Raw genomic sequence first — 24,859 nt, forward strand, 5'->3', positions numbered from 1 at the left:
CGCTTCCAATTTCCTTAAATAAAATCTGGTTCAGGTGCATTGGTATGGTGAATCACACCACCGCCTAAGCAAACCTCTCCTGAGTAGAACACCACACTTTGCCCTGGTGTTACAGCGCGTTGCGGTTCATCAAATTCAACACGCACACCATTTTCAGTGTGTTCATCGCGGTAAATTGTACATGCCTGATCAGGTTGACGATAACGGGTTTTTGCTGTGCAACGGAAACCGGTACTCGGGATGTCCTGTTCGCCAGCCACCCAGTCAATCATTTCGCTCCAGAGCTGTGTGCTTTGCATCAACGGATGTTCATGTCCTTGTCCAATCACCAGTCGGTTATTGGCAATATCTTTATGGAGTACGAACCATGCACCTTCTTGTACACCTTTCATCCCTCCGATACCGATACCACCACGTTGACCCAGCGTATAGTACATCAAGCCGTGATGTTCACCAACTTCTTTACCTGATTCCAAAACAATTTTTCCGGCTTGCGCAGGTAAATACTGCTTTAAGAAATCGGTAAAACGACGTTCGCCAATAAAACAGATACCTGTTGAGTCTTTTTTCTTGGCAGTCGCGAGATCCAGTTGTTCTGCGATACGACGAACTTCCGGTTTTTCGATTTCACCAACAGGGAACAGGGTCTTGTTAATTTCACGACCATGCACTGCATGTAAGAAATAGGTCTGGTCTTTATTGTTATCGACACCACGGAGTAAGGGGGCGTAAGTTTCGCCACGAGAGTTTTGCATGCTTGCGCCACGGCGTGCATAGTGACCTGTTGCAATGAAATCTGCACCTAGGGTCATGGCATGGTCAAGGAACGCACGGAATTTAATTTCTTTATTACACAGAATATCCGGATTGGGGGTACGACCTGCAGCATATTCAGCCAGAAAGTGCTCAAAGACTCGATCCCAATATTCCATGGCAAAGTTGGCCGTATGTAATTTGATGCCGATTTTATCTGCAACGGCTTGAGCATCTGCCAGATCTTCAAGTGCAGTGCAGTATTCCGTACCATCATCTTCTTCCCAGTTTTTCATGAAAAGACCTTCAACCTGATATCCTTGTTGAAGTAACAGTGCGGCAGAAACAGAGGAGTCTACACCACCAGACATACCGACGATGACACGTTGTTGCATCTAATTAAGCGTCCAAATGAGAAGTTAATGAGGGAGAGAAAGGGTGCTCATAAATAAGCGATAAGGGATATTTCTTGCCAGCAAGGGCATCTTCAACAGCTTTTAAAACCAGTGGACTGCGCGCGCGTGCTGATTCTTGTAGCTCATCCAGATTCATCCAGACTGCAGCAACAATACCTGTATCAAATTGCGCATTTTCTTCAACTGATGTCACATGCGCCAGAAAGCAAAAGCGGTAGTAGGTACGATCTGGAAACATCGGCGGGGTATAAGTATAGATCCCAAGCAGATGATCGATTTCAACGTGATGGCCTGTTTCTTCTAAGGTCTCACGGATCGCTGCCTGCACAATGGTTTCACCACATTCTACATGACCTGCAGGCTGGTTAAACACGGTATGTACAAAGCCCTCACTGTGCTCTTCAACAAACAGAAAGCGTCCGTCTTTTTCGACTACAGTGGCGACTGTGACATGAGGTGTCCAAGCGGTCATAGAAAGCACCATGGTTTTAAAAAATGTATTCTACAAAATTTGAGACGCGGTGGCTAGTTGAAGTGGTCAAGCAATTTTCTTAGATGTACCAAAGTTAAGTTTTTGTTGTAAATTCATGCATGATTCAAGTAATGTTTCATATATATCCTATAAAGTTCCTTTTTATAAATATATGCATTCAGTTTCAGCTATTTTTTTACAAGAGCATCCAATTCATGGATGCATACATGACGCAAGCAATAATTTAAAGCCTTTTCCGATTCTTGCAATTGACAATATCCCTTTGAATTTATGGATAAATGAGAATACGAATATCTTTGAGCGAACAGATAATCTGGTTCCCGCTCAAGGATGGCTTTACGAATTTAATGATGAGCTTGCATTAAGTAATGCTTGGGCGCTCTTAAAGCCGAATTATTGTAAATATGGACCAATTTCAACCGTTGTTCCACTTCTCGTCTGTCCAGATGATCTCGATTTAATATGCAGTGTCGTTGTGGTTGAACAAGTTGTTACGGCGACAGAAGTCAAATGGGTTAGATTTGGACAAGCCTTTGGAAATCTTCAGGATATAGTGACTTCAGTTATTTGGGAGTTCCCTAAAACTACGCCAGAGTTAACATTTCAGTTTGCACAATTTGAACAAGCCTTTAATGAATTAAAGATTTTAGATGAGCGGTGGGGCGATGCTTAAAGTTACTCATACTAAAACAAGGTATGTATTCAATCAAAATAGAGTGTGATGGTCTTTTGAATAGATGCCTGCGAAGAGACAGAGATATGATTCAAAAGGAATATCAGTTAATTTTAAAAGATGTTGTTTCTGCTTTTACTGAAGAATTCACGACGGCGCTTGATAGTCTTTATGTTTATGGCAGTGTCGCGAAAGGCAATGCGGTCATCGGTCAATCTGATTTAGATATATGTGTGGTTTTTAAGCATGAAATTACGAATTTGGATCAAAAAATTGCTGAAATTAAATAAAGCTTATTACTCGCTATCCATTTATTCCAAAGATTGATGTGAATGTTGGTTATTTAAAAGATGTTTTACATGAACAAAATAGGAAGCGTTGGGGAGTATGGCTTAAATTTTTTTGTACCAATATTTATGGGCGAGATTTAACGCATTTTTTCCAAGAGATAACGATTGACAGAGAGGTCATCCAAGCAATCAATCAGGGCTATAATGATGAGATACACACATATTTTGAGTTATTGGAAATAAAGGATAAGCCTCAAGCTGAATTGCTCAACTTAAAAAAATCTTTAATTAAAAGAATGATTCGCCTGCTGCCTCTAACTATGAGGCATATTGAGGAATGGCCCTTAGCTTTAAATGACACCATCGATCAAACGGTACAGGTTTATCCTCAGCAAAAAGATCGACTGTATTTCTTGTTGCAAGAACTTGATAAACCAACGTTAACTAATGTGATTTCTTTAAATCGCTTAAGGGAGACGTATGTTTGGATCGAAGCTCATTTGTTGTAATTTTTGCTTATTCAGTTACTGGTTGAAATAAATACCCTTTACCTAAGGGTATAAAATTTGACTGTCTTTGGCTACATAGGAAGGCTAATTCGCTAAAGTGAAAGAAAAATATTTGCTGCCATCCGTGTGTATTTGATGTGTTGAGAATCGAAAAGAAATTGCTTCAAAAAAACAGAATATGATAGGGTGTTTTTTGAACACAAGGTAAAAACAATTATTCTAACCAGAAAAATGTAGCCTTGGTCTCATCTTTTAATGATTCAGAACTACAACAGAGAATTGATCAGATTCATATACATCACATGGAGTTGAAGTCATATGCAACATATTAAAATTAAACCCGGTGTCGCTTTAGCAGAACAAGCAGAGATTGGTCATAACCGTTGGCATCCAGATATTCCATTTTTAACATCGGTAAAACCAGGCGAAGAGATTCTGATTGAAAGTCTGGATTTTTTAGATGCTCAAATCAAAGATACCGATGATGTCTCCGATGTGAAAAATGTGGATCTCACTCGAGCACATCCACTTACAGGACCATTTTATGTGGAAGGCGCTGAACCAGGCGACTTACTGGTGATTGATCTTCTCGATATTCAGCCGATTTCAGCCGTTGGTTTTTCTGGTGTTTTTGCGAAAGAAAATGGTGGTGGTTTTTTAGCAGATTATTTTCCTGAAGCGGATAAGGCAATCTGGGATTTAAAGGGATTATTTGCAACGTCACGTCATATTCCTGGTGTTCGTATTGCAGGTTTAAAACATCCGGGTTTGATGGGGACACTTCCTTCGCATGAGCTGCTCAAAGAATGGAATCGTAGAGAAGCATTATTGGTCGCGAAAGGACAGGCAAATCCACCTGATCCAAGAACAGCTGTGTTACGCGGTGTGACCGGTGCCGAGTTTGACCGCATGGCGGTAGAGGCCGCACGTACAGTACCCCCACGTGAACATGGGGGGAATACCGATATTAAAGATCTTGCAGCAGGCAGTCGTATTTATTTCCCTGTCTACCAGAAAGGTGCTGGTTTCTCGATGGGTGATCTACATTTCTCACAAGGTGATGGAGAAATCGGATTCTGTGGAGCGATTGAAATGGATGGGGTAACTCGTGTTGGTTTCGATCTGATCAAAGGGGGGATGCAAAAATATAATATTGATTCGCCTATTTTTGTCCCAAGTAATGTCAGACCTAATTATGATCAGTGGTTAACATTTGAAGGGATTAGTGTTGAAAACGGGGTAAATCATTATCTGGATGCCACTGTTGCCTATCGTCAGGCCTGTTTAAAAGCGATTAAATATCTTGAGAATTTTGGATTCACCGGATCCCAAGCGTATATGTTACTGACTGCTGCACCTGTTGAAGGGCGTATCGGTGGCATTGTGGATATTCCAAACTGTGCATGTACCATTTCTTTGCCAACGTCTATTTTTGAGAAAAATATTTTGCCGCAGGGCGCCTTAAACGAAAACAAGTTCTGGGGACATCGTTAGTTCTAGAGGAGTGTAGAGTTAATCGTTCAATAAGGATTTTAAGATGCCATTATATGATTTTAGATGTGAACATTGTGAAGGGATTTTTGAGAAGAATGTCCCGATGGCTAGTATTGCAAGAGATCATACGTCCTGCCCATATTGCCAGCACGCCATGTTATTAAGGCCGATGATAACGGGACATCAAAAGATAACGGTTAAAGACAAATGGAGGCCATCATCAAGTGCAGAGCAACTTGCAGGCCCTTTGGTTGGAGGACCGGGTACCCATAAAAAAAGTGCCCGGACATCTGTGCTGCATAATTGCCGAGGTGTGAATTGTTCTTTATGTGAGGTTTGATACTTCACTTTGAAAGTAATGTTGATGTGCCATTCTGTACATTTTATTGTACTAGGGTGGCATGCATATAAGCTTGATAATCTGTCTTTAGGGATCGTATTATTCTTCTTGAAATTCATCAAGATCTAATCTTTTCCATGCATCACCGATGAAATTTCTTTCAGCAGCTTGATTGTAGTCCAGATCAAACACCTCATTCAGAGTTGGATCTCTTAATACCATTTGTTCCAAAGCAACAAGACGGATATCTTCTTGTTCTTGATCGCCTGTTAAAAATTGCCAGTCACCATCACTATCATGAACAACTCTTAAAATAGGTTGGTTATGTTCTAACCATTGTCTAGTCGTAAAAACGCCTAAATTTTTAGCCTCTCTAAATTTAAAATCAGCATTTCGGTCTAAGAGTGGTTGATCATGGATAAATCTTTCCTCAAACCCATCTTCCCAAGGAAATTTATCATTGCGATCTGTCCAGACTAATTGCAAAGCGGAAAAGTTGTTGTGTTGGTAATAATTTAAAGCAGCACCAAGATAATCTTCAATATTTCTAAAATCTACTGGTAAAAACTCAGCACGACTATTTTTAAAGATGTTTTCATAATGATTATAAGATTTTATTTTTTCGCCGTTTTTGATTAGATCTGCTACATCATTGATAATCAAATGGGCTAAGTCAGTTGGTAAGCCGAAGCATATAATTTCAGGATGCTGATAGCTTTCATACAGACCGACACTATAACTAAAAGAAGGTAAATAGTCTGTCGCACTAATCCCTACAACTTGCAGTCCATATTTCTCAATATTGAGTTTAGTTGTATTCATGAGTTTATCTGGAGTGGGGCAATTATGTGGATGATTAGTACTCATTAGATATCTCTAAAAGTTTATTATTTTTAATTATGTATAAAGGATGGAAGAGGAAAAAGCGAAGTTAAGCTTCGCTATTCTTATAATTATCCTTCACTTTCACATAGTGACGTGCCGAGTAAGGTAAAAACTCCATTTCTTTTTCAGTCAGTGCACGCACTTGTTGGACGGGACTGCCGACATAGAGATAACCGCTTTTTAATACTTTACGTGGCGGCACCAGACTACCGGCACCGATCATTACATCATCTTTAATGATGACGTCATCTAACACGACGGTATTAATCCCGATCAAGACGCGATTACCAATGGTGCAGCCATGTAAAGTTACATGATGCCCAACCGTTACATCTTCTCCAATCACCAGCGGAGAACCATTCGGTTTAGATTGATTCTTATGGCTGACATGCAACATACAATGATCCTGTACGTTACTGTTTTTGCCAATCTGAATTGAATTTACATCACCGCGAATCACGGCAAAAGGCCAGACCGACACATTTTCAGCAAGTTTAACATCACCTACAACAACCGACATATCATCGATATAACAACTTGAATGAATATCTGGTTTCTGGTCGAGATAGGGACGAATATTCTTTTGCATAGCAGCGTTCGCTTGAAAATTTAAGAAATTATAAAATAAAAAAGCATTCATACCCAAGGGCATGAATGCTTAATTTAACGATTCTAAAGTTTAGAACAAGTTACTGAAGAACATTTTGATATGGTCAATCATACGTGCAAAGAAGCCAGCTTCTTCAACAGGTTTCAATGCGACCAATGGTTTTTCTGCAATCACTTTACCATCCAGACTTGCAACCAGTTTACCCACCACTTGACCTTTAGCTAAAGGTGCATTGAGTTTAGGCTGAACCACAAGCTGAGTTTTGATTTTGTCTGCCTGGCCTTTAGGCATGGTCACATTGAAGTTTTCTGCTAAGCCAATTTGAACATCATCTTGTTTACCGAACCAAACTTTAGCCTTGGCAAGAACCTGGTTGGCTGGTTGAACATTAGCAGTTTCAAAGTTTGAAAAGCCCCAAGCTAAAAGCGTACGTGTCTGATCGGCACGTTCATTCATGCTTGGTGTTCCGAAAATCACTGAAATTAAACGCATTGGGCCGCGTTTACTTGACGTGGTTAAGCAGAAACCCGCTTCATTGGTATGACCTGTTTTTAAACCATCTACACTTGGATCGGTATAAAGCAGGGCATTACGGTTGCCTTGTTTGATGCCATTAAAAGCAAATTCTTTTTCTGAATAAATCGGATAGTATTTAGAACTGTCTTTAATGATGTGTTGAGCAAGGATGGCCATATCTTTGGCAGTTGAATAATGACCTTCAGCTGGCATACCGGTTGAGTTGATAAAGTGAGTGTTCACCATACCAACACGTTTTGCTTCCTGGTTCATCATATGGGCAAAGGTCCCTTCATTGCCCGCGATATGTTCAGCCATTGCTTTAGAAGCATCGTTTCCTGACTGGATAATAATACCACGCAACATTTCTAAAACTGTTGCAGTACCATTCAGTGGAACATACATACATGATTCAGAGCTGCTACCACGACACCACGCAGATTCATTCATGCGTACCTGTTCGTTTTCAGTCAATTCACCCTTTAAAAGTTTCTGCTCAATGATGTAGCTTGTCATCATTTTTGTCATTGAAGCAGGTGCCAGTTTTTCATTTTCGTTTTTGGCAGCGAGAATCTGTCCGGTCTCGTAATCCATTAATACATAGGATTTATTATTTAATTCTGGTGGAGCGGATAGGACAGTTGCTGCATATGAAAAGCTTGGCAAAAGTAATAATGCAGCAAGAGCGCTTTTGTGAGTCATTCTAGGTGGTTCCAATATCTTGTATGAAGCAGACGAGCCTAGCATTTTAGGATAAAGCAAAGCCGACTTCTACGGGGGAAATCGGCTTTTTCATACAGTATTGTAACCTGAACCTTAATTGTTCATCTTATTTGGAATAATAATTACGAACGTCATCGCAAATTTGACGGTTATCACTGTCAGAAGCTGCTTTTGCATCATTACGTGCTTCTTTTAAAGCTTCTTTAAAATCTTTACCTTTTACGCGTTTATTCAAGCTTTCAACTGCGTTGGCATCGTTATTCAAATAGGCTTTAACCAGGTTGTCATAAGCTTTATTAAATTTTAGATCTTTGCCAATCAGGCTTGGACAAATTTCAGAAAGCACATAGATCGCGGCAAGCTCTTGCTTGGTAACGCTATCTGAAGTTGGGGTCACTTCAATCTTTTCTGCTTCTGTAGATTTTTTATCTGCCGCAAATGCCGTAGGAGCTAGAGCGCTAGAAGCGATGAGAAATGATAAACCTAGTGTTTTAAAAACATTTTTCTTCATAATAAATCAAACTCAGAACAAGACTTAAAGAATTTGAATAACTTATAGCATAGAAGCCGGTAAAAAAATGTATGTTTGCTGTAGGAAACGTGGAGAAAGTGTGGGTTTAAATTTTCAGAATCTTAAATTTCTTACAACTTCTAAGGCGTTTTCTATCGTGGATAGGGCGGTTTAGCTATTGGTAGAGGAGTGTAACTTAACTTGACATCCGAGATTAAGATCAACAAGATTAAAAAATAGCCAGCAATGCGTGGGATTGAAAATCAGGATAATTAAAAAAGAACTGGAAAGGAAAAAAAGGAGTAAGGGCATGAATCGATTCAAGGGTGGTGTTGATATTGCACTCAAACTTCCACCTCATCAATATGAAGCAACCATTGCATTTTATCGTGATGTGATTGGTCTTAAACAAATTACAGAAAAAGAACCTGATGTCGGTTTTGAATTGGGCCCAATCAAGCTCTGGATCGCAGCCGTGCCAGAGATGAGTCAGGCAGAACTTTGGCTTGAGCTCTTTACCGATGATTTTACTGAGGCAGCTCACTATCTAAATAAAGCAGGCGTGGTGCGTTGTGATGCAATTGAGCCTTTGCCCGAAGGTTTTAAAGGAGGATGGATTACTAGCCCTGCAAATATTATCCATATGGTGCGTGAACCAGATGCATGGTAATAGTGTTGATCAGATAAGAACCGCTTGTATGGATGATGAGATGGAAGAGGTGTGGTTTTATCCATCTTAATTTAAAACCACACCGATATTTTAAAGCCAGATTAGCCTTCGAAATTCAAGACTTCTTCACATACCGCTTTCTGCTCTGCCTTGTCCACTTCAGCCGCTGCTTCATGGGCATCTTTTAACAGGCTTTTAAATTCAGCATCTTTTTGCAGACTTTCAAGCGAAGCTGATTTGTCAGAATAGTTACTTAAATAAGTTCCGACCATTTTTTTGATGTTCTGATCAAATTTGGCATTTTTCCCAATCAGAGCTGGACACATCTCAATCAGTACCTGTGCATTGGCAATATCATCTTTAATGAGGGCATCTGCTTCTTTCACTGAAACCGTTTCATCTGCAAAGACAACAGGTGCTGTAAAAAGCGTGAAACTAACCCCAAAAACTTTAATAAAATTAGATAAATGTCTCATGGCTACGTAAATTTTTAATACTAAGAAGCCATAAATATATATAATTCAAGGAATAATTCAATTGAAAAAACTGCTTAGTAACATTGAAGAGAATTGATTTTAGTGAATATTTTAATAGCAAACGATGATGGTGTGTTCGCACCCGGTCTACAAGCTTTGGCTCAAGCATTAAAACCTTTAGGTCGTGTGGTTGTGGTTGCGCCTGAAAGTGAACGTAGTGGTTATTCAAGTGCATTAACGCTGGACCGTCCTTTACGTCCTGTACAGATCGCTGAAGATGTCTGGGCAGTCAATGGTACGCCAGCAGATTGTGTCTATTTGTCCATGAATGGCTTATTTGATTTTGAATTTGATCTGGTGGTCAGCGGAATCAATAGTGGCGCGAATCTGGGCGATGATGTTTTATATTCTGGTACGGTTGGTGCTGCTTTTGAAGGGCGGCTAATGAAGCACCCTGCGATTGCCGTTTCACTGGCGGGCGCCAATGTACGAGCCTACGAGCATCCTGAACATTATGCCAAAGCAGCGCAATGGGTTCATGACTTCATTGCCAAAGGTTTGCCGGTTTTACCGCCGCGACATATCTTTAATATTAATATTCCGGATGTTGAGCAAATTCGAGGGGCTCAAGTGACCTACCAAGGCCGTCGGGCACAATCCAAACCGATCAGCAGTCATGTTGACCCACGTGGACGTCAGGTGTACTGGATTGGATTGGCGGGTGAAGCCGTTACCGATCCGCAACCTGTCTCGGATTATGTCCAGTCAGATTTTTTTGCAGTCTCAAATGGTTATGTCAGTATTACCCCGATTCAGATGGATGCGACCAACTATACCGTATTGGAAAATTTACATGCGCATGTAAATGGTTAAGGGTATGAATGTTATAACTTTGTGAATAAAGAAAGTGAGAACTCGTTTTTTCTCACTTTTTTGATACTCTTAGCGCAAATAAATTGAGGTTTTTTCGATGAGGGCGAAGATGCACTTAAACCATGTCTCGGTTTTTCTATCACAGAAAATGATTAAAACAATCGTTTTGTCTATGGCGGTTGCGACAGTGGCAGTTATGACAGGGGGTGCATCAAAACCGCAAGTCAATGGTGGAGCACGTCATACGCTGCCAGCACCAAACTATTACACGGTGCGTTCAGGCGATACCCTAAGCGGGATCTCAAATCGTTATGGTTTGAACTATCTGAATGTGGCTGCACTGAATGATATCGCACCGCCTTATCGTATTTATGTCAATCAGTCATTGCGTTTAAAAGGCTCCGCTGCCCAGCGTACAACATCGACGCAAGCCATGGCACAAACTGCACCAATCCAGCGCCAAAGTATTAATTTACCAAGCCAGCAGCCCGTCGCACCAAAACCACAACCAGTGGTACCACGTCCGGTAGTGCCGACCGTACCGGTTAATCCGTCATCTTCGACTGTGGCTTCAAGCCTGCGTTGGGTGAAACCATCAAATGGCGCCGTCATTCAAACCTTTAATCTGGCGAGTAATGTCAAAGGTACACGCTATGGTGGAAATGTGGGCGATCCGATTTTTGCAGCTGCAAACGGGCAGGTGGTCTATGCGGCGGATGGCTTGAAAGAATATGGCAACCTGGTGTTGGTTAAACATATTGATGGCTACATCACAGCCTATGCCCATAACAGCAAGATGCTGGTGAAAAGCGGTGATAATGTGACAGCAGGACAGAAAATTGCAGAAATGGGTTCTTCTGGCGCGTCGCAAGTCATGCTGGAATTCCAGGTTCGTTTAGATGGCAAACCTGTGAACCCGAGCACAGTTTTACCAAATTAACTAAAGATTATTAATAAACTTTCAATAATTTATTAATAATTCCCCTAGTCTATAAATAGACTTCCTTGTATACTTAATTTGATTGCTTTCATTAGAACAATAAGCATATTAATAAATTAAGTTGAGAGGGAAGTCTATGCTAGATCAATTGCGTGCAATGGGGGTCTTTGCTTGTGTCGTCGAAAAAAGTTCTTTCAGTGGTGCAGCAAGAGAACTTGGAATTACCACCAGTGCGGTCAGTCAACAAATCCGTTCTTTAGAACAAGAAATGGATGTCACCTTACTTCATCGTTCTACCCGAAAACTCAGTCTCACTGAGGCTGGACAGGCATTTTTCCTCAGTTGTCAGGAAATGTTGGCCGCAGCTGAGCGAGGCAAAATCCGCATTAATGAATTACGTGATGATCTGGTAGGCGATTTGCGTATTGCCACCACTCCTGAACTCGGTGCCTTGCATGTTATTCCTGCATTGTCGCACTGGATGTCGGCGCATAAAGGGCTGGCGATTCATTTTGAAGCAGACCATCGTTATATTGACCTGATCGAAGAACGCATTGATATTGCGATACGCATGAGCTTGAAGATGGAAGATCAGCAATTATCTGCTGTGCCTTTAGCGCGGGTAGATCAGGTTCTGGTTGCATCGCCAAGTTATCTAAATCAGGCGCAACCCATCACCCGTCCTGAAGACTTGCGTAACCATGAATTACTGCCGATAACCCTCATGCAAAACTATCAACATTTTACCTTCCGTCACGGCATCAGTGGCGATGTGGTGAATGTGGATATGAAAACACGTTTAGGTACCAATAATGTTTTTGTAGCCAAGGCCTTATGTCAACAAGGGCATGGCATAGCACGTATCCTGTATATGGATATTCAGAAAGAACTGATCAATGGATCGTTGGTTGAGGTTCTGCCAGATTGGCAACTACCATCTTATACCTTGCATGCCTTAACCTCTAAACGCGAACAATATCCAATGAAGGTGCATCGCTGTATTGATGCCTTGAAGCAATATTTTGCCCAGTTACCTGGCGGACGCTCGTTACAGGGTGTTGCCTAAGTCAAAAGGCCATGTTCCTCGGAACATGGCCTTTTTGTTTATCTGCTTTTCTTTTTACGCATTGATTTTAGCGTTTTTGCCTCAGCAGTGTTTTCTTCACTTGCTTTGGCTTTTGCTTCTACCTCATCTTTCTTGGTTTTTTTACGCTTTTTCTTTTTCTTTGGTTCGTCCTCTTCCACCGCTTCACCGTCTTCGATGGCTTGCCAGTATTCAAGTTGTTCCATGACTGCAGCATAAATCGAATTTTTGCTGTAGCGACCCTTTTTATCCAGTGTACCCACTGGACGTGCCATTAGAATTTCCAAGGCCTGGTCAATGGTGTCAATCGCGTGCACATGGAAGAGTCCCGCTTTGACCGCTTCACTCACGTCCTGACGTAACATCAGATGCTGCATGTTTTGACGCGGGATAATCACACCTTGTTTGCCAGTCAAGCCTTGCAATTTGCAGGCATCATAGAAGCCTTCAATTTTGGCATTGACACCGCCAATCGGCTGCACCTGACCCAACTGGTTCATTGAACCGGTAATTGCCCACGATTGGTCAATCGGGATCTGGCAGATTGCAGAGATCAAGGCAGACAGTTCCGCAACCGTTGCACTATCACCATCGACCTGACCATAGCTTTGTTCAAAAGCCAGTGCGGCAGAGAAGTGCAGAATCTGTTCACGACCAAAGTGTGCTTTTAGGAAGCTCGACATCAACAACACACCCTTGGCATGCAGAGAGCCGCCCAGTTCGACACTGCGCTCAATATCCAGAATATCCCCGCCACCTTGATACACAGATGCGGTGAGGCGAGAAGGTAGGCCAAACTCGACGTCAGCATAATGAATCACGGAGAGGGCATTGATTTGACCTAGACGATGCCCAGAGGTTTCAATCAATTGGGTGCCACGAGACAGATCCTGCCAGTACAGTTCACGTAAATAGCCTAAGCGATATTGACGGTGATGCAGGGCCTGATTGACATGCTCGTCGGTCACGATCTTGTCGCCTGCCTTAAAGGCATGATGGTGCGCTTCACGAATTAAATCGCCTAAGGTAGATGCATGGAGTGATAATGAGCTTTGATCTTCAGCCTGACGACTTGAATCCGTCAGCAAGGCTGCAAGTGCAGAGCGGTCAAAAGGCAATAGCTTGTCAGCTTGTACATAATCCGCTATCAGCTGCATATAGGCCTGCTCATTACTGTCATTACGTTGTAATGTATCTGTAAAGTCAGCACGGATCTTAAACACACTGCCGAGTTCAGGCTCAACCTCTAAAATTTCATAATAAATTTCAGGTTCTGCCAATAAAACTACTTTTATTTCAAGCGGAACGGAAGCCGGCTCTATGGAAATGCTACCTGTGAGGGTCAACATATGCTCTAGCGAAGATAGCTTGAGCTGACCCGATTTTAATGCACGTTTCAATCCCTGCCATGCATAAGGTTGCTCTAGCAGTTGCTCTGCTTCCAGCATTAAAAATCCGCCATTGGCTTGATGTAAGGAACCAGGACGAATCAAGGTAAAGTCAGTGGTAATGGTACCGTTATGGGTCAGTTGCTCAACATGGCCCAACAGGTTGTAGTGCGTCGGAAAGTCTTCAAAAATGACGGGTGCACCGCTGTTCGGTTTGTTCGATACAATGACATTGGCTTGGTAGCGTGATGGAACACGGTTGAATAAAGCAGGGGTAAAGTCATCCTCTTCTTGTTCAAGAATCAGCTCAACATTATCAATAATGTCTTCTGCATAATGTTTTAAATATAGCTCCAGACCTTTGACGTCTTTATTTTTATTTAGGATGGATTCTACCCGTGGGGTAACCACTTGCGTTGCGATATCGCGATTTAGACTTGAAACCTGATCACGGGCATCATCTTCCAGATCACCGAGATGTAATCCGAGGCGTTCGAGTTTCTTCTCCATATAGCGAATATTGGAGGTAATTTCTGCACGCTCTTTGCTATTCAGGGTATTCAGGTCAGTCTGCGTCAACTCATGATATTCATTGTCCTTGAGTTGCATGGGAACAAAGACATGTTTGTCATTACGTGAAATCAGTTTTAAATCGAGTTCTTCACCTTCTTTGGTCAGTTCAACCAGCGCCTGCTGTTGCACATCACCGGTATCCTGACGAATACGCTCGATGCGGTTGTGATAGCTTTCAGCACTAAAACGGCGTTCTAATTGTTTAAGAATAATCTGCCATGTTTGCTGTAAGGTATTTTGGAATTTAACCCCTTGTCCTGCCGGGAAGCGTAAAGCAATCGGTTGACGCGGATTTTTAAAATTATTGAGATAGACCCAGTCGTCTGGGGTTGGCATGGTTTTGGCGTGTTGTTGCAGTAAACGCTTGATCATGGTGCGTTTACCCAGGCCTGCTGTCCCCACAGCAAAAATATTGTAGCCCGAATAAGGCAGTGCGATACCCGCCTCAACGGAAGCGCGTGCGCGGTCTTGTCCTAAGAAGTTATTGAGCGGCTTGATTCGTTTGGTTGAACTTGGTATTTCCGCTAAATCTGGAATATGGGTAAGTTGGTCTGCACGTAGTGCTGTTTTAAGCAGTGTAGGTTGTATGTCCGTCTGTTCAAAAGCGCTTGGAAATGAATTGATCTTCGCTGTAATCGTGTTTGTTGGTGTTAAAGATAAAGTTGTTGCAGTCATTTGATCAAGTTTTTGGGTCACTGTTGCTATCCAACAAATAAACGTAAGTTGAGTAATTAAAGGTATACAGTTTTAGACCTAAAGATCAAGCGAACTTGTGTTTTTTATCGACAAAACAAAAGAATGATTGCATAAAGCAACTTGCAAGCAGGAGCAAGAAACGATTGAATAAGCACATTTATAGATTATTGGAAAATAATAACCAATGAGTGTTGAATCGAAAGGGTGGAAAAGCTCCTTTATGGCTTTTCTAGACCGCCGTGCAATAATAATGTTGTTTTTAGGCTTTTCATCGGGAATCCCAATTTTTCTGATTTTTTCAACCCTATCTTTTTGGTTGACAGAAGCTGGAATTAACCGAAGTACGATTACAATGTTTTCTTGGGCAGCTTTGGCTTATTCATTTAAGTTCATATGGGCACCTTTAATAGACAAATTGCCGCTTCCGTATTTAACCAAAAAAATGGGGTTAAGACGTAGTTGGCTGTTGGTGTCCCAGCTTTTAGTCATTTGTGCGATTTGTATGATGGCAATGACCAATCCATTACCCAATACAACTGACTTTGGTTCCTTTTCAAATCTAACGATTATGGCGGGTGCTGCCATTTTCCTTGGTTTTTCATCTGCAACACAAGATATTATTGTGGATGCTTATCGTATTGAGTTAACAGAAGATCCCAATATACAAACAGTTTTGGCTTCAACTTATAATGCGGGTTATCGAACTGCCACAATTATTACTCAGTTGGGTGCATTATTATTTGCAGCTTCTTTAGGAACAGCAGTTGGTAATTATATCTATGAAGCATGGCGAACTACATATCTTTTGATGGCAGGTTTAATGGTCATTGGTATCATTACAACGCTATTGATCCATGAGCCTCAAGTTAAGCGTATTCAACATCATTATCACGCTAAAGATTACCTCCAGTTGTTTTCAGTCTTTGTTATTTCTACGATTGTCTTTGCAACTAGCTTTTATCAAATTGGTCTGATCTTTGATTCATTTTCTATTCAAGATGCTTTCTTGAGTTTTATCTTTTTAGTGATTAAGTTTTTAATTAGTATTTCAATTGCTGTTGCAGCAATTTTAGGCCTAATTAAGCTTGGTTTAATTAATAAGAGAATTGTGGTTGAAACATGGTTAGCACCGTTATTAGACTTTTTTAAACGATATGGAATAAAAGTAGCTTTAGCAATTTTACTGTTAATTGGTTTCTATCGCATTTCTGATGTCGTTGCTGGTGTAATGGCGAACTTGTTCTATCTAGACCTAAATTTTGATAAAGAAGAAATTGCTTGGTTTAATAAATTTTTTGCAATTTTCTTTGTTATTTTGGGGGGCTTTCTCGGTGGGATGTTGGCCCAACGTTATAATGTTATGAAAATGATGTTGTTAGGCGCAATTCTAGCAAGCACGACCAATTTGATTTTTGTTGGTTTGGTGAAGTCTGGCGCTACCATGCAGGATGTTCAAGTGAGTGTTGGTAATCAAGTCTACACTGCAACGCCTGATGAAGTTGGAAATTGGTTGTTAAAATTTCCTAGCAATACCGTAATGGAGCAAAATGAAATATCAGTTGTTTCACAGCCGAAAGGGTATGATGAGCCTTTACAAATATCTCTTCCACTCAAAGTCTTTAAATCTGGATCTCAACCAGATATTTATACCCAAGCAATTGGTGGGGATAATCTTTTATATAAAGATGAATTGGCGAAAGATATCATTATTCACGGGGCTTTATTAAATTTGCCTGAAAATGGACAGCTAAAATCAGTCAGCATTTTACTAAATCCGGAAAATCGAGTGGAAGCTAAGATTAAAAATGCAGATTGGAGTGTGGTTATTCCGGGAAGTGAATTAGCTAAACTCAATGAAATACGAGTTGAGGCAAGTTATGAGACTAACCAACATGTACAGACTTTAACCCAGACTCATCGTTATCAAAAACAACTTTCAGAAAGTCAGCCACGTTATCGTATGAACTTATCTGATATTCCAGCTATACCTATCGATAAAAATATAGATATCGAATTAAAAGGAAAAGTAGTCGTACCTTATAGTAAAGCTTGGCTGGTTATGGGAATCATTTTTGATAATTTAGCTTCTGGTTTAGCTGGGGCAGTTTTTATCGCATTCCTTTCTAGTTTGACCAGTGTGTCATTTACAGCTATGCAATACGCTATTTTTAGTTCATTAATGCTGCTCTTGCCTAAAACGATTGGTGGATACTCGGGTACAATAGTGAATCATATTGGCTATTCAGGCTTTTTTACGGTTACATTTTTGATGGGATTGCCAATCTTAATTCTCGTGATATGGGTTGGTAAATTGTTAAGCAAACAATCATCAGAATAAGCACTTTCTAGGAGATATATATGCGCATGTTACATACGATGCTACGAGTAGGTAATTTAGAACAGTCTTTAAAGTTCTACACTGAGGTACTTGGTATGAAATTGCTACGCCAACGTGACTATGAAGAAGGGCGTTTTACGTTAGCATTTGTGGGTTATGGTGATGAAAAAGACAATACCGTACTTGAGCTCACACATAACTGGGATACCTCTAGTTATGACTTGGGTAATGCTTATGGTCACATTGCCATTGGCGTAGATGATGCTTATAAAGCCTGTGAAGAAATCAAGGCGCGTGGCGGTAAAGTGGTGCGTGAAGCGGGTCCGATGAAAGGTGGTGTTACCGTGATTGCCTTTGTTGAAGATCCGGATGGCTATAAAGTTGAATTGATTCAGCAAGATCAGGATGCCTATAACAACTGATTCTGGCCTGATTGGTTGAAGATTTTTGAGCTAAAACGCTAGCTTTATTGAAATAGCCCAGTATGATGAGTAATTTGATCGAATGGTTGAATTATTCGCCATATTGGGCTTTTTCATTATTAGTGTGGATAGGGATAGTTATGTTGAAATTATTGGCATTGGACCGCTTTACAATTTTATTGGTTGTGATGGTGATACTGGCAACGTTTTTTCCAGTTTCAGGTCAGGTTGCACATTATTTTAATATTCTGACGACTGTTGCAATTGCCGTACTTTTTTTCCTGCATGGGGCGAAACTTTCGCGTGAAGCTGTAGTTGAAGGCATGTTGCACTGGAAAATGCATGCTTTAGTGTTTGCTTTTACTTTCTTGGTCTTTCCAGCGATCGGCTTATTGGCAAAGCCGGTGTTAGAGCCCTTACTCGGTCAGCAACTGTATTGGGGCTTCCTGTTCATGTGTTTCTTGCCATCCACGGTGCAATCCTCCATTGCATTTACCTCGATGGCCAAAGGCAATGTGGCTGGGGCAGTGTGCAGCGCGTCTTTCTCTAATATTGTCGGCATGATGATTACCCCGATTTTAGTCAGCTATTTTATTTTAGGCCAAAGTCAGCATGACTTTGATCCAACCGAATCGATTCTGCAGATTACGTTGTTATTACTGGTCCCGTTTGTGTTGGGTCAGTTGTTACGCCCTTATATTTTTCCTTATATGGTTAAAATGCCAAGTCTGGTCAAGGCTTTCGATCAGGGATCGATTCTGATGGTGGTGTATGGCGCGTTTAGTAGTGCGGTAATTGCCGGTTTATGGCAACAGGTGAATGGCCTGACACTGTTTTATTTAATCCTGGCATGTTCGCTCCTGTTAACCATCGTGATGTTGCTGGCGTTATATGTGCCAAAATGGCTGGGCTTTAGCCGAGCAGACCAGGTGACGATTTTCTTTTGTGGCTCCAAGAAAACGCTGGCGAGTGGCGTACCGATGGCCCAGATCCTGTTTATCGGACAGCCTTTGGGGATGATTGTGCTGCCGATTATGATTTTTCATCAAATCCAGCTCATGGTCTGTGGCATTATTGCGAATCACTGGTCAAAATCGAATCAAGAATAGTTCGCAAAATTTAATTTATTGGCGTATAATGCTCGCCACTTGTTGGCTTTGCTCTGACCTTTAGAGTCTCGGTGAGTCAAAAGAAATGGTCTGTTGTGGTGTTGATCTGCACGTGTGCGAACACGTTGCTTTTTTCCTCATGTTGAGAGTGATCAATTGCGATAACAGCTTAAGCCTTTCTTACTTAATAGGAGCATCGACCATGCGCGCCGATATTCACCCTAAATACGAAAAATTAGTTGCTACTTGTTCATGTGGTAACGTTATCGAAACTAAATCTGCGCTTGGTAAAGAAACAATTTACCTTGACGTATGTTCAGCTTGCCACCCATTCTACACTGGTAAACAAAAGAATGTGGATACAGGCGGCCGTATCGACAAATTCAAACAACGTTTCTCTGGTATGTCACGTTCTATCAAACGTTAATATCAAGAAAGAAAAAACGGGCAATATGCCCGTTTTTTTATGCCCTTTAATTCACCCTCCTTTTCAAAAGGAGGGTTGGGGAGGATTTTTTATTGATCCTGTACGTCAGTAAGACGGTCCAGTTTTTTCTGGAAATAATTGCCTTGCAAGAAGCGTGCTTCGACATTCCATGCATTGGCAAACAGGTTCATGTCGTTGAGTTCGGTTAAGAAAATTTCGACAGGCTTTTGCCCGATAAAGTGCAAGATTTTCTCTTGTAGAGCGGCCATTTCTTTTTCAGCACTCAGCATTTGAGTAAGTTTGCTGTGCAAGCTCAGATATTGAACATCGATTTGCTGCAACATCGAATCGCTATAGAGTGAATCACCAAAACCACGGATGGAAATCTCGGCACCGTGCTGACGCAATAGCGCGATTTGTGGCTGTGCCTGTGACAGATTTTGTTGTAGTGCTTGTTCAGAGAACTGCAAAATTAAAGGATGAGCCTGTTTGCTGCCAATAATGGTTAATAGTTTCGCCACCAGTTCTGGTAGCTTTTTATCATTTAGCAAGACTTGATGATTGAGGTTTACAATCAATTTCGCCTTTGGATATTGGGTAATAAAGTTGTGTAACTGCTTACAGGCTTCAACAAGAATCCAGCGATCCAGTTGAATCGATAATTCAGGATCATCTTTCAGGTCGCCAAGATCACTTAAATCCTGCCACTGATTATTATAGATAAACCCACCGGATACTTCATAAGTATGCGTGTGTTGATCCTGTTTGTCATAGAGCTGCTGATATTTCAGGTGGATATCGCCCGCATCCAGTTTCTTTTTCAGCTCTTGTAACAGGGTTAACTGTACAGCAACAGGAATATGTTCTGTGGTCAGGCCAATATCTGCATCAATTTTCGGACTATTGAACACCGGTAGAGGAACCAGGAAAGCCTTGGTTAACACCTGTTCAAAACGGACTTCATCTGCAATAGGTTGGGTAATTTCGCAATAGCCTAATTTTAAATGCAGAGGGAAGGTGTAGTGATCGGTCACTACCAATTGCGGTTTTTGTAAGCCATTCAAACCCATCAGCAGGGAATTGAGCACACTCTTTGATTCGGCCTGAAATAACGAGACATATAAACCATGTTCCACCTGACAGACCGGGACATTCACCTGTTCTTTAATGAAGTGAGGAATATTGGCAAAATATGCACGAGTGCCACGCCAATCGGTTTGGAAAACTTCACTCGGACAATTGCTTAAGCTGAATAAAACCAGCGCATTGGCATTGGCCGGATGATTGCTAAGCTGGCGGTTAATGTGTTGTAAAGCGCTACTTAGACTGGATACTTTCTCAGCAGGTGCGGCTGTTGAAGGTGTGGCTGCCGCTTGAGATGAAGTGCCACATTCAATATTGAGCTGGATTTCATCTTCATTGCCTGAAGGTAAGAATTCCAGTTGAAGGGGATTCTGCTTCACTGTCGCGTTTTGTGTACGAAGTTCAAAGCGGCCTTGTTCAAACTGTCCTTGAGATATCTTTTTAAAACGCAGTTTAAACTGGCTTAAATCCTCTGGCTGCAACACATCCAGAATCGGCAAGCCAATTAATTCTTCTGGATTGGCAAAACCAAATAGATTGGCGTATTCGGCATTCACATGCATGTGAATACCTTCTTGCAAAATGGCAACCGCTTTATGGCTTTCTGCAACCAGTGATTGTGCTTGCGTTTGTGCGGCTTCCAGTTCATTCAGCAAACGATGTTCTGCTTGCACCAAACGACTATAAGAAAGCGCACGAATGATACTGATATAGAATTTTTCTGGTGATTTCAGATTCAGGATGTCATAAATGCCTTTATGAATGTAGGCCTGATATTGATCGGCTTTATAATCCTCAGGTTCAAGCAGGAGAACAGGCAAATTGGGTTGTGCTGAGGCTTGAATCAGGGAGAGGGTCTGTTCGATTTTTAAATCGTAAGCCCGACCAAAAATCACAATATCCCAAGGTAAATTCAGCTGTTTCTCGAAGGTTTTCAGATCATCGAGTAAAGTAGCTTTAATTTGATGGTCTTGAGCCGTAAATAAAGCTGAAATCTGATTATAACGAAGCTGGTTGTCATCAATAATCAATAAACGTGTTTCAGTGCGTTTTAATTTTTTAGAGAGTAAAGAATTTCTCACTTTAAAGCTTCCCATAAATCTTGATCAATGGTGTCCATATTCTTTTGTGCCATATATCGCTGAAGGATCGGTTGTTCCTCATCATTCAGCAGTTCAAAATCAAATTGAACAAAACTCTGGGTTATTAATTGTGCGTTTAATAAATACACTTTTACTTCCTCTTTCCCCAATCTTAAATAAACAGCCTGGTGTTCTCGAAAAATTTGTGAACCTGGTAAAATTAAAGTTGTTTTGGTTTCATCCAAATTCTGGTTTTTTAATAAAAGTGTCGGATGATAATTGCTGATATGGCGATCTGCCTGAACCCGTACCGCACAAGGGAAAATTTCCTGTGCCAGTACTTCCAAACCGAGTTCCAGACTTTTCTCGGTCGATTGTTTGAGCCAACGAATCACACCGCCACGCCAATGCCCATGCGATGTTTCTTTAACTAAAATGTATTCTCCTGTTCTTAAGTTTTTTGGTGCCTCCCCAGACCATTTAATACGATAACCGTTCACACTAATATCTAATATATCGGCTTGGTAAACGGCTTTACTTTCACGGCTTAAACGTTGAATTGCCGATTCCTGATTGTCAGTTGAACTTTTTTTGTCCCATGCCGACATAAACTTTGATTCATTTTGTAGACCGTAACTGTGGTCTAATAAGAGGGTTTCTGAAAAATTCTTGGCTTTAGACAGATAGAAGTGGGCCGTAAGTAAGCCGAAACAGATATGCAATTGCGCTGAATATTCATAACGTTCATGTCGGCGCTCTGCTGTGGTGCCAAGAATGGTTTGCACATGGAATTTTAATGCAGGGGTTAAATAGATTTTCTCATTCTTGGACACATATTCTGCATTTTTATGTAAGGTCGCGGTGACATGGTCCAGCAGACTATGCGTGCTGATAAAAATATTGGGATTAAAGCCAGAGCTTTGTTTTTTATTATAAATTGGAGGATGGTCTTTAGTCGTATCGACCACATATTTGGTCAGGTCTGTTTCTTTAGTCAGGATCTGAACCATTTTTGCCCAGTCAAAACTACACTGGAATAAAGCCTGAATCTCGGATTGACGGATTTGATTGGTATTAAAAATATCCATCAAAATCAATTGCGCATAGGCTTGCGAGATATTACTTAAGGCATTCGGTTTACCTTGTATCTGATCCAGATTGGTATGCTGATATTTATGGGTTACGGCGGCATCATAAAGCTGATGGGCAATGAGCCATTGTCCCGCCACAGGTTCGCTATACAACATATGTTGTTGATAGAGCAGTTGGGTCAGTTGTTGCAAGGACTGAAAAGTGGCGAGTGTACGTGCGGTTTGCAGATTTTTCTTTTGATTTAAGGCGAAAATGGAGAATTTCTGCTGATCGAGCTGATCGTTACTACGACGCACAATATTGATATAGATTGCTGCGAAGTAACAACGCAGTAGCATGGCCAGTTCAATAATGTGTTCATTACGGTCTGAACTGATCACGCCCTGATTGAAAAAGTTCTTTTCCAGACTTCCTAACACATTTTCAATAGTGGGGTGCAGCACCTGCACCAGATCGAAACGCAAGGTTTCAGGGCACTCAAGTTCACTCAGTTCAAGTAAGGCGGCGAATAATGCTTTAGAGGTATCGCCCAACTGCATGATGGACAAGTTGGAAATCCATTCATTTAGACTTTTCGAATTGGTATCGCAAAAGCTAAGTTTGTCTCGTCTCAAGACAGTTGGAATTTGAAAAATATCCGAAAAAGCATTATTCATCATTGTGTTATCAATCTCAGAACGTTTGAACCCCAAAAAGCGGTGTTTTATTTTTTTCGCCCGCAATTTCCCTGACAAGTTTTGGTACCAGATAGCCTGGCAAACTTGCTAATACATCAGTATATATTTGATCTATCTCTGAAGATCTTAAATCAAAATGCTGAGCCCCTTTGACTTTATCTAAAACATGAAGGTAATAGGGCATTACTCGTGCTTCAAATAAACGGCTACTCAATGCATTTAAAGTTTCTGCAGCATCATTCACACCTTTAAGTAAAACCGCCTGATTAAGCACAGTAATATGGTGGAGTGATAACTGTAATAACTTCGAGCAGGTGAAATCATCAAGCTCAGCTGCGTGATTTGAGTGTACCACTACTACAATGCGTAGCCTACTGTTTTTTAATATAGAAATCAGCTCATCATCAATACGGTTGGGGATCACAATCGGAACGCGTGAATGAATTCTCAATATCTTGAGCTGAGGGAGAGATGCTAGACGTTCTAGCCACAACGCAATTTTTCGGTTACTTAATGTCAGTGGATCGCCACCACTTAAAATCACTTCATTGATCTGTGGATTTTGTTCAATATAGGCTTTGATATTGATCCAGTCGTCATTTTTAGGCAGGTTTTCCTGATAAGGAAAATGGCGACGAAAACAATAGCGACAGTGGATGGCACAGGCACCAGTCAGCGTAAGTAAAAAACGTGATTGATATTTATGCAGAACCCCGGCCATTTGATTGGCGGCTTCCTCACCAAGCGGATCGGTCACGAACTCAGGATGTTCTTCCAGTTCCAGATGATGTGGCAATACTTGAAGCAGCAGGGGATCAAGCGGATCGCCAATGTTCATTTTTCCGACGAATGCACGCGGGACGCGCAATTTAAACTGTTCAGAGGCCAGGATTGCCCCTGATAATAGTTGGTCGGTAGATAACTCAAGCAGATTTAACAGCTCTAAAGGATCAGTAATTAGGTCACTGAGTTGCGATTGCCAGTTTTGCTCTTGATGTAAATAGTTTATCATGCCATACGTTAAAAATAGTGTTAGTGTTACACCAGTGCGTGTAGTCTAACATTAATAGATTTGAGTTTTAAGTTTGGAGTGCGCCTTTCATGGCCTATTATTCTACAAATGATTTTAAAGCTGGCCTTAAGGTTATGCTTGATGGTAACCCATGTTCAATCATGGAAAATGAATATGTAAAACCAGGTAAAGGTCAAGCATTTAACCGTGTGAAATTACGTAACCTTCGCTCTGGTAAAGTATTAGAAAAAACATTCAAATCAGGTGATTCTTTAGAAGCAGCTGATATTGTAGAAGTTGAAATGGACTACCTCTACAACGATGGTGAAATGTGGAACTTCATGGATCCTGTATCTTTCGAGCAAATCGCTGCTGATAAAACCGCAATGGGTGATGCTGCGAAATGGTTAAAAGACGATTCAAATGAAAAATGTACCATTATGTTGTTCAATGGCGTACCTTTGACGGTAAGCCCACCGAACTTCGTTGTACTCAAAATCGTTGAAACTGATCCAGGTGTACGTGGTGATACTTCTGGCGGTGGCGGTAAGCCTGCGAAACTTGAAACAGGTGCTGTGGTACGTGTTCCATTATTCGTACAGCAAGAAGAAAGCGTTCGTGTAGATACCCGTACTGGTGACTACCTAGAGCGTGCATAATTGTGCCTGTGTAGCTGAGCTACGCAAGATATACAATTATCGAAG

Annotated in this window: 23 protein-coding genes and 1 pseudogene; 13 read left to right on the top strand and 11 right to left on the bottom strand. The window is 41.2% G+C overall.

All coding sequences use genetic code 11. The features are described from left to right. Window positions 1-14: 14 nt before the first annotated feature. On the bottom strand, window positions 15-1,148 hold the full coding sequence (gene mnmA / locus J699_RS13845; RefSeq protein WP_032866562.1) for a tRNA 2-thiouridine(34) synthase MnmA: 1,134 nt from the start codon (window positions 1,146-1,148) through the stop codon (window positions 15-17). Window positions 1,149-1,152: 4 nt separating this feature from the next. Continuing rightward, entirely contained in the window at window positions 1,153-1,641 is a 489-nt protein-coding gene (locus J699_RS13840) for an NUDIX hydrolase (RefSeq protein ID WP_032866564.1), read from the bottom strand. A 172-nt stretch (window positions 1,642-1,813) separates the two neighbouring features. Here J699_RS13840 and J699_RS13835 point away from each other — a divergent pair, with 172 nt between their 5' ends. The 4 genes and pseudogenes from J699_RS13835 (at window position 1,814) to J699_RS19090 (ending at window position 4,968) form a co-directional block, all read left to right on the top strand. Beyond that, window positions 1,814-2,335 (top strand): hypothetical protein, encoded by a 522-nt coding sequence (locus J699_RS13835; protein WP_005243019.1) that lies wholly within the window; start codon window positions 1,814-1,816, stop codon window positions 2,333-2,335. Window positions 2,336-2,421: 86 nt separating this feature from the next. Beyond that, a pseudogene (locus J699_RS0218485) lies at window positions 2,422-3,134 on the top strand (nucleotidyltransferase family protein). Between the two features lie 318 nt (window positions 3,135-3,452). Then, on the top strand, window positions 3,453-4,628 hold the full coding sequence (gene fmdA, locus J699_RS13830; protein WP_005243017.1) for a formamidase: 1,176 nt from the start codon (window positions 3,453-3,455) through the stop codon (window positions 4,626-4,628). Window positions 4,629-4,671: 43 nt separating this feature from the next. Beyond that, window positions 4,672-4,968, top strand: a complete 297-nt coding sequence (locus tag J699_RS19090; RefSeq protein WP_079281774.1) for an FmdB family zinc ribbon protein — start codon at window positions 4,672-4,674, stop codon at window positions 4,966-4,968. Between the two features lie 99 nt (window positions 4,969-5,067). Here the strand turns inward: J699_RS19090 and J699_RS13825 are convergent, their stop codons facing one another. The 4 genes from J699_RS13825 to J699_RS13810 form a co-directional block, all read right to left on the bottom strand. Then, window positions 5,068-5,835 carry a DUF4262 domain-containing protein gene (locus J699_RS13825; RefSeq protein ID WP_032866566.1) on the bottom strand — a complete coding sequence of 256 codons (768 nt, stop codon included), beginning with the start codon at window positions 5,833-5,835 and terminating at the stop codon, window positions 5,068-5,070. 64 nt (window positions 5,836-5,899) lie between these two features. Further along, the gene (locus J699_RS13820; RefSeq protein WP_032868188.1) at window positions 5,900-6,442 is read right to left on the bottom strand and encodes a gamma carbonic anhydrase family protein; all 543 of its coding nucleotides are present in this window, start codon (window positions 6,440-6,442) and stop codon (window positions 5,900-5,902) included. A 90-nt stretch (window positions 6,443-6,532) separates the two neighbouring features. Then, window positions 6,533-7,681 (bottom strand): D-alanyl-D-alanine carboxypeptidase PBP5/6, encoded by a 1,149-nt coding sequence (dacC, locus tag J699_RS13815; RefSeq protein WP_005231398.1) that lies wholly within the window; start codon window positions 7,679-7,681, stop codon window positions 6,533-6,535. A 127-nt stretch (window positions 7,682-7,808) separates the two neighbouring features. Continuing rightward, on the bottom strand, window positions 7,809-8,213 hold the full coding sequence (locus J699_RS13810) for an MCR_0457 family protein (RefSeq protein WP_005231397.1): 405 nt from the start codon (window positions 8,211-8,213) through the stop codon (window positions 7,809-7,811). 310 nt (window positions 8,214-8,523) lie between these two features. Here J699_RS13810 and J699_RS13805 point away from each other — a divergent pair, with 310 nt between their 5' ends. Then, window positions 8,524-8,883, top strand: coding sequence for a VOC family protein (locus J699_RS13805; protein ID WP_005287277.1), 360 nt, complete (start codon window positions 8,524-8,526; stop codon window positions 8,881-8,883). Window positions 8,884-8,984: 101 nt separating this feature from the next. Here J699_RS13805 and J699_RS13800 read toward each other — a convergent pair whose 3' ends face one another. Next, entirely contained in the window at window positions 8,985-9,359 is a 375-nt protein-coding gene (locus J699_RS13800; protein WP_005287272.1) for an MCR_0457 family protein, read from the bottom strand. A 102-nt stretch (window positions 9,360-9,461) separates the two neighbouring features. On the opposite strand from J699_RS13800, the gene surE reads away from it, so the two are divergent. The 3 genes from surE (at window position 9,462) to J699_RS13785 (ending at window position 12,238) form a co-directional block, all read left to right on the top strand. Then, window positions 9,462-10,232, top strand: coding sequence for a 5'/3'-nucleotidase SurE (gene surE, locus J699_RS13795; RefSeq protein WP_032866569.1), 771 nt, complete (start codon window positions 9,462-9,464; stop codon window positions 10,230-10,232). Window positions 10,233-10,341: 109 nt separating this feature from the next. Continuing rightward, window positions 10,342-11,172, top strand: a complete 831-nt coding sequence (locus tag J699_RS13790) for a peptidoglycan DD-metalloendopeptidase family protein (RefSeq protein ID WP_032882732.1) — start codon at window positions 10,342-10,344, stop codon at window positions 11,170-11,172. A gap of 136 nt (window positions 11,173-11,308) precedes the next feature. Then, the gene (locus J699_RS13785; protein ID WP_005287268.1) at window positions 11,309-12,238 is read left to right on the top strand and encodes a LysR family transcriptional regulator; all 930 of its coding nucleotides are present in this window, start codon (window positions 11,309-11,311) and stop codon (window positions 12,236-12,238) included. A 38-nt stretch (window positions 12,239-12,276) separates the two neighbouring features. Here J699_RS13785 and J699_RS13780 read toward each other — a convergent pair whose 3' ends face one another. Next, window positions 12,277-14,913, bottom strand: coding sequence for a Lon protease family protein (locus J699_RS13780; protein WP_032866572.1), 2,637 nt, complete (start codon window positions 14,911-14,913; stop codon window positions 12,277-12,279). 184 nt (window positions 14,914-15,097) lie between these two features. Between J699_RS13780 and J699_RS13775 the strand changes: the two genes are divergently transcribed. The 4 genes from J699_RS13775 (at window position 15,098) to rpmE (ending at window position 19,209) form a co-directional block, all read left to right on the top strand. Beyond that, entirely contained in the window at window positions 15,098-17,251 is a 2,154-nt protein-coding gene (locus J699_RS13775) for an AmpG family muropeptide MFS transporter (RefSeq protein ID WP_032866573.1), read from the top strand. 20 nt (window positions 17,252-17,271) lie between these two features. Next, window positions 17,272-17,673 (top strand): lactoylglutathione lyase, encoded by a 402-nt coding sequence (gloA, locus tag J699_RS13770; RefSeq protein ID WP_004770462.1) that lies wholly within the window; start codon window positions 17,272-17,274, stop codon window positions 17,671-17,673. A 134-nt stretch (window positions 17,674-17,807) separates the two neighbouring features. Then, entirely contained in the window at window positions 17,808-18,782 is a 975-nt protein-coding gene (locus J699_RS13765; RefSeq protein ID WP_171070840.1) for a bile acid:sodium symporter family protein, read from the top strand. A 202-nt stretch (window positions 18,783-18,984) separates the two neighbouring features. Further along, window positions 18,985-19,209 (top strand): 50S ribosomal protein L31, encoded by a 225-nt coding sequence (rpmE, locus tag J699_RS0218490; protein WP_005231378.1) that lies wholly within the window; start codon window positions 18,985-18,987, stop codon window positions 19,207-19,209. A gap of 89 nt (window positions 19,210-19,298) precedes the next feature. On the opposite strand, the gene J699_RS13760 is transcribed toward rpmE, so the two are convergent. Genes J699_RS13760 through epmB form a run of 3 tightly spaced genes read right to left on the bottom strand, consistent with a single transcriptional unit; the run spans window position 19,299 to window position 24,155 of the window. Continuing rightward, window positions 19,299-21,389, bottom strand: a complete 2,091-nt coding sequence (locus tag J699_RS13760) for an EAL domain-containing protein (RefSeq protein WP_032866577.1) — start codon at window positions 21,387-21,389, stop codon at window positions 19,299-19,301. Beyond that, entirely contained in the window at window positions 21,371-23,125 is a 1,755-nt protein-coding gene (locus tag J699_RS13755) for a hypothetical protein (protein ID WP_005231375.1), read from the bottom strand. Before J699_RS13755 ends, J699_RS13760 begins: the two co-directional genes overlap by 19 nt. A gap of 13 nt (window positions 23,126-23,138) precedes the next feature. Further along, window positions 23,139-24,155, bottom strand: coding sequence for an EF-P beta-lysylation protein EpmB (epmB, locus tag J699_RS13750; RefSeq protein ID WP_005287251.1), 1,017 nt, complete (start codon window positions 24,153-24,155; stop codon window positions 23,139-23,141). A gap of 89 nt (window positions 24,156-24,244) precedes the next feature. Here epmB and efp point away from each other — a divergent pair, with 89 nt between their 5' ends. Continuing rightward, window positions 24,245-24,814: an elongation factor P gene (gene efp, locus J699_RS13745; protein ID WP_004652839.1), complete on the top strand. Its 570-nt coding sequence runs from the start codon at window positions 24,245-24,247 to the stop codon at window positions 24,812-24,814. Window positions 24,815-24,859 lie beyond the last annotated feature (45 nt).

The organism is Acinetobacter sp. 1000160 (assembly GCF_000588715.1).
GTDB classification, from domain to species: domain Bacteria; phylum Pseudomonadota; class Gammaproteobacteria; order Pseudomonadales; family Moraxellaceae; genus Acinetobacter; species Acinetobacter courvalinii.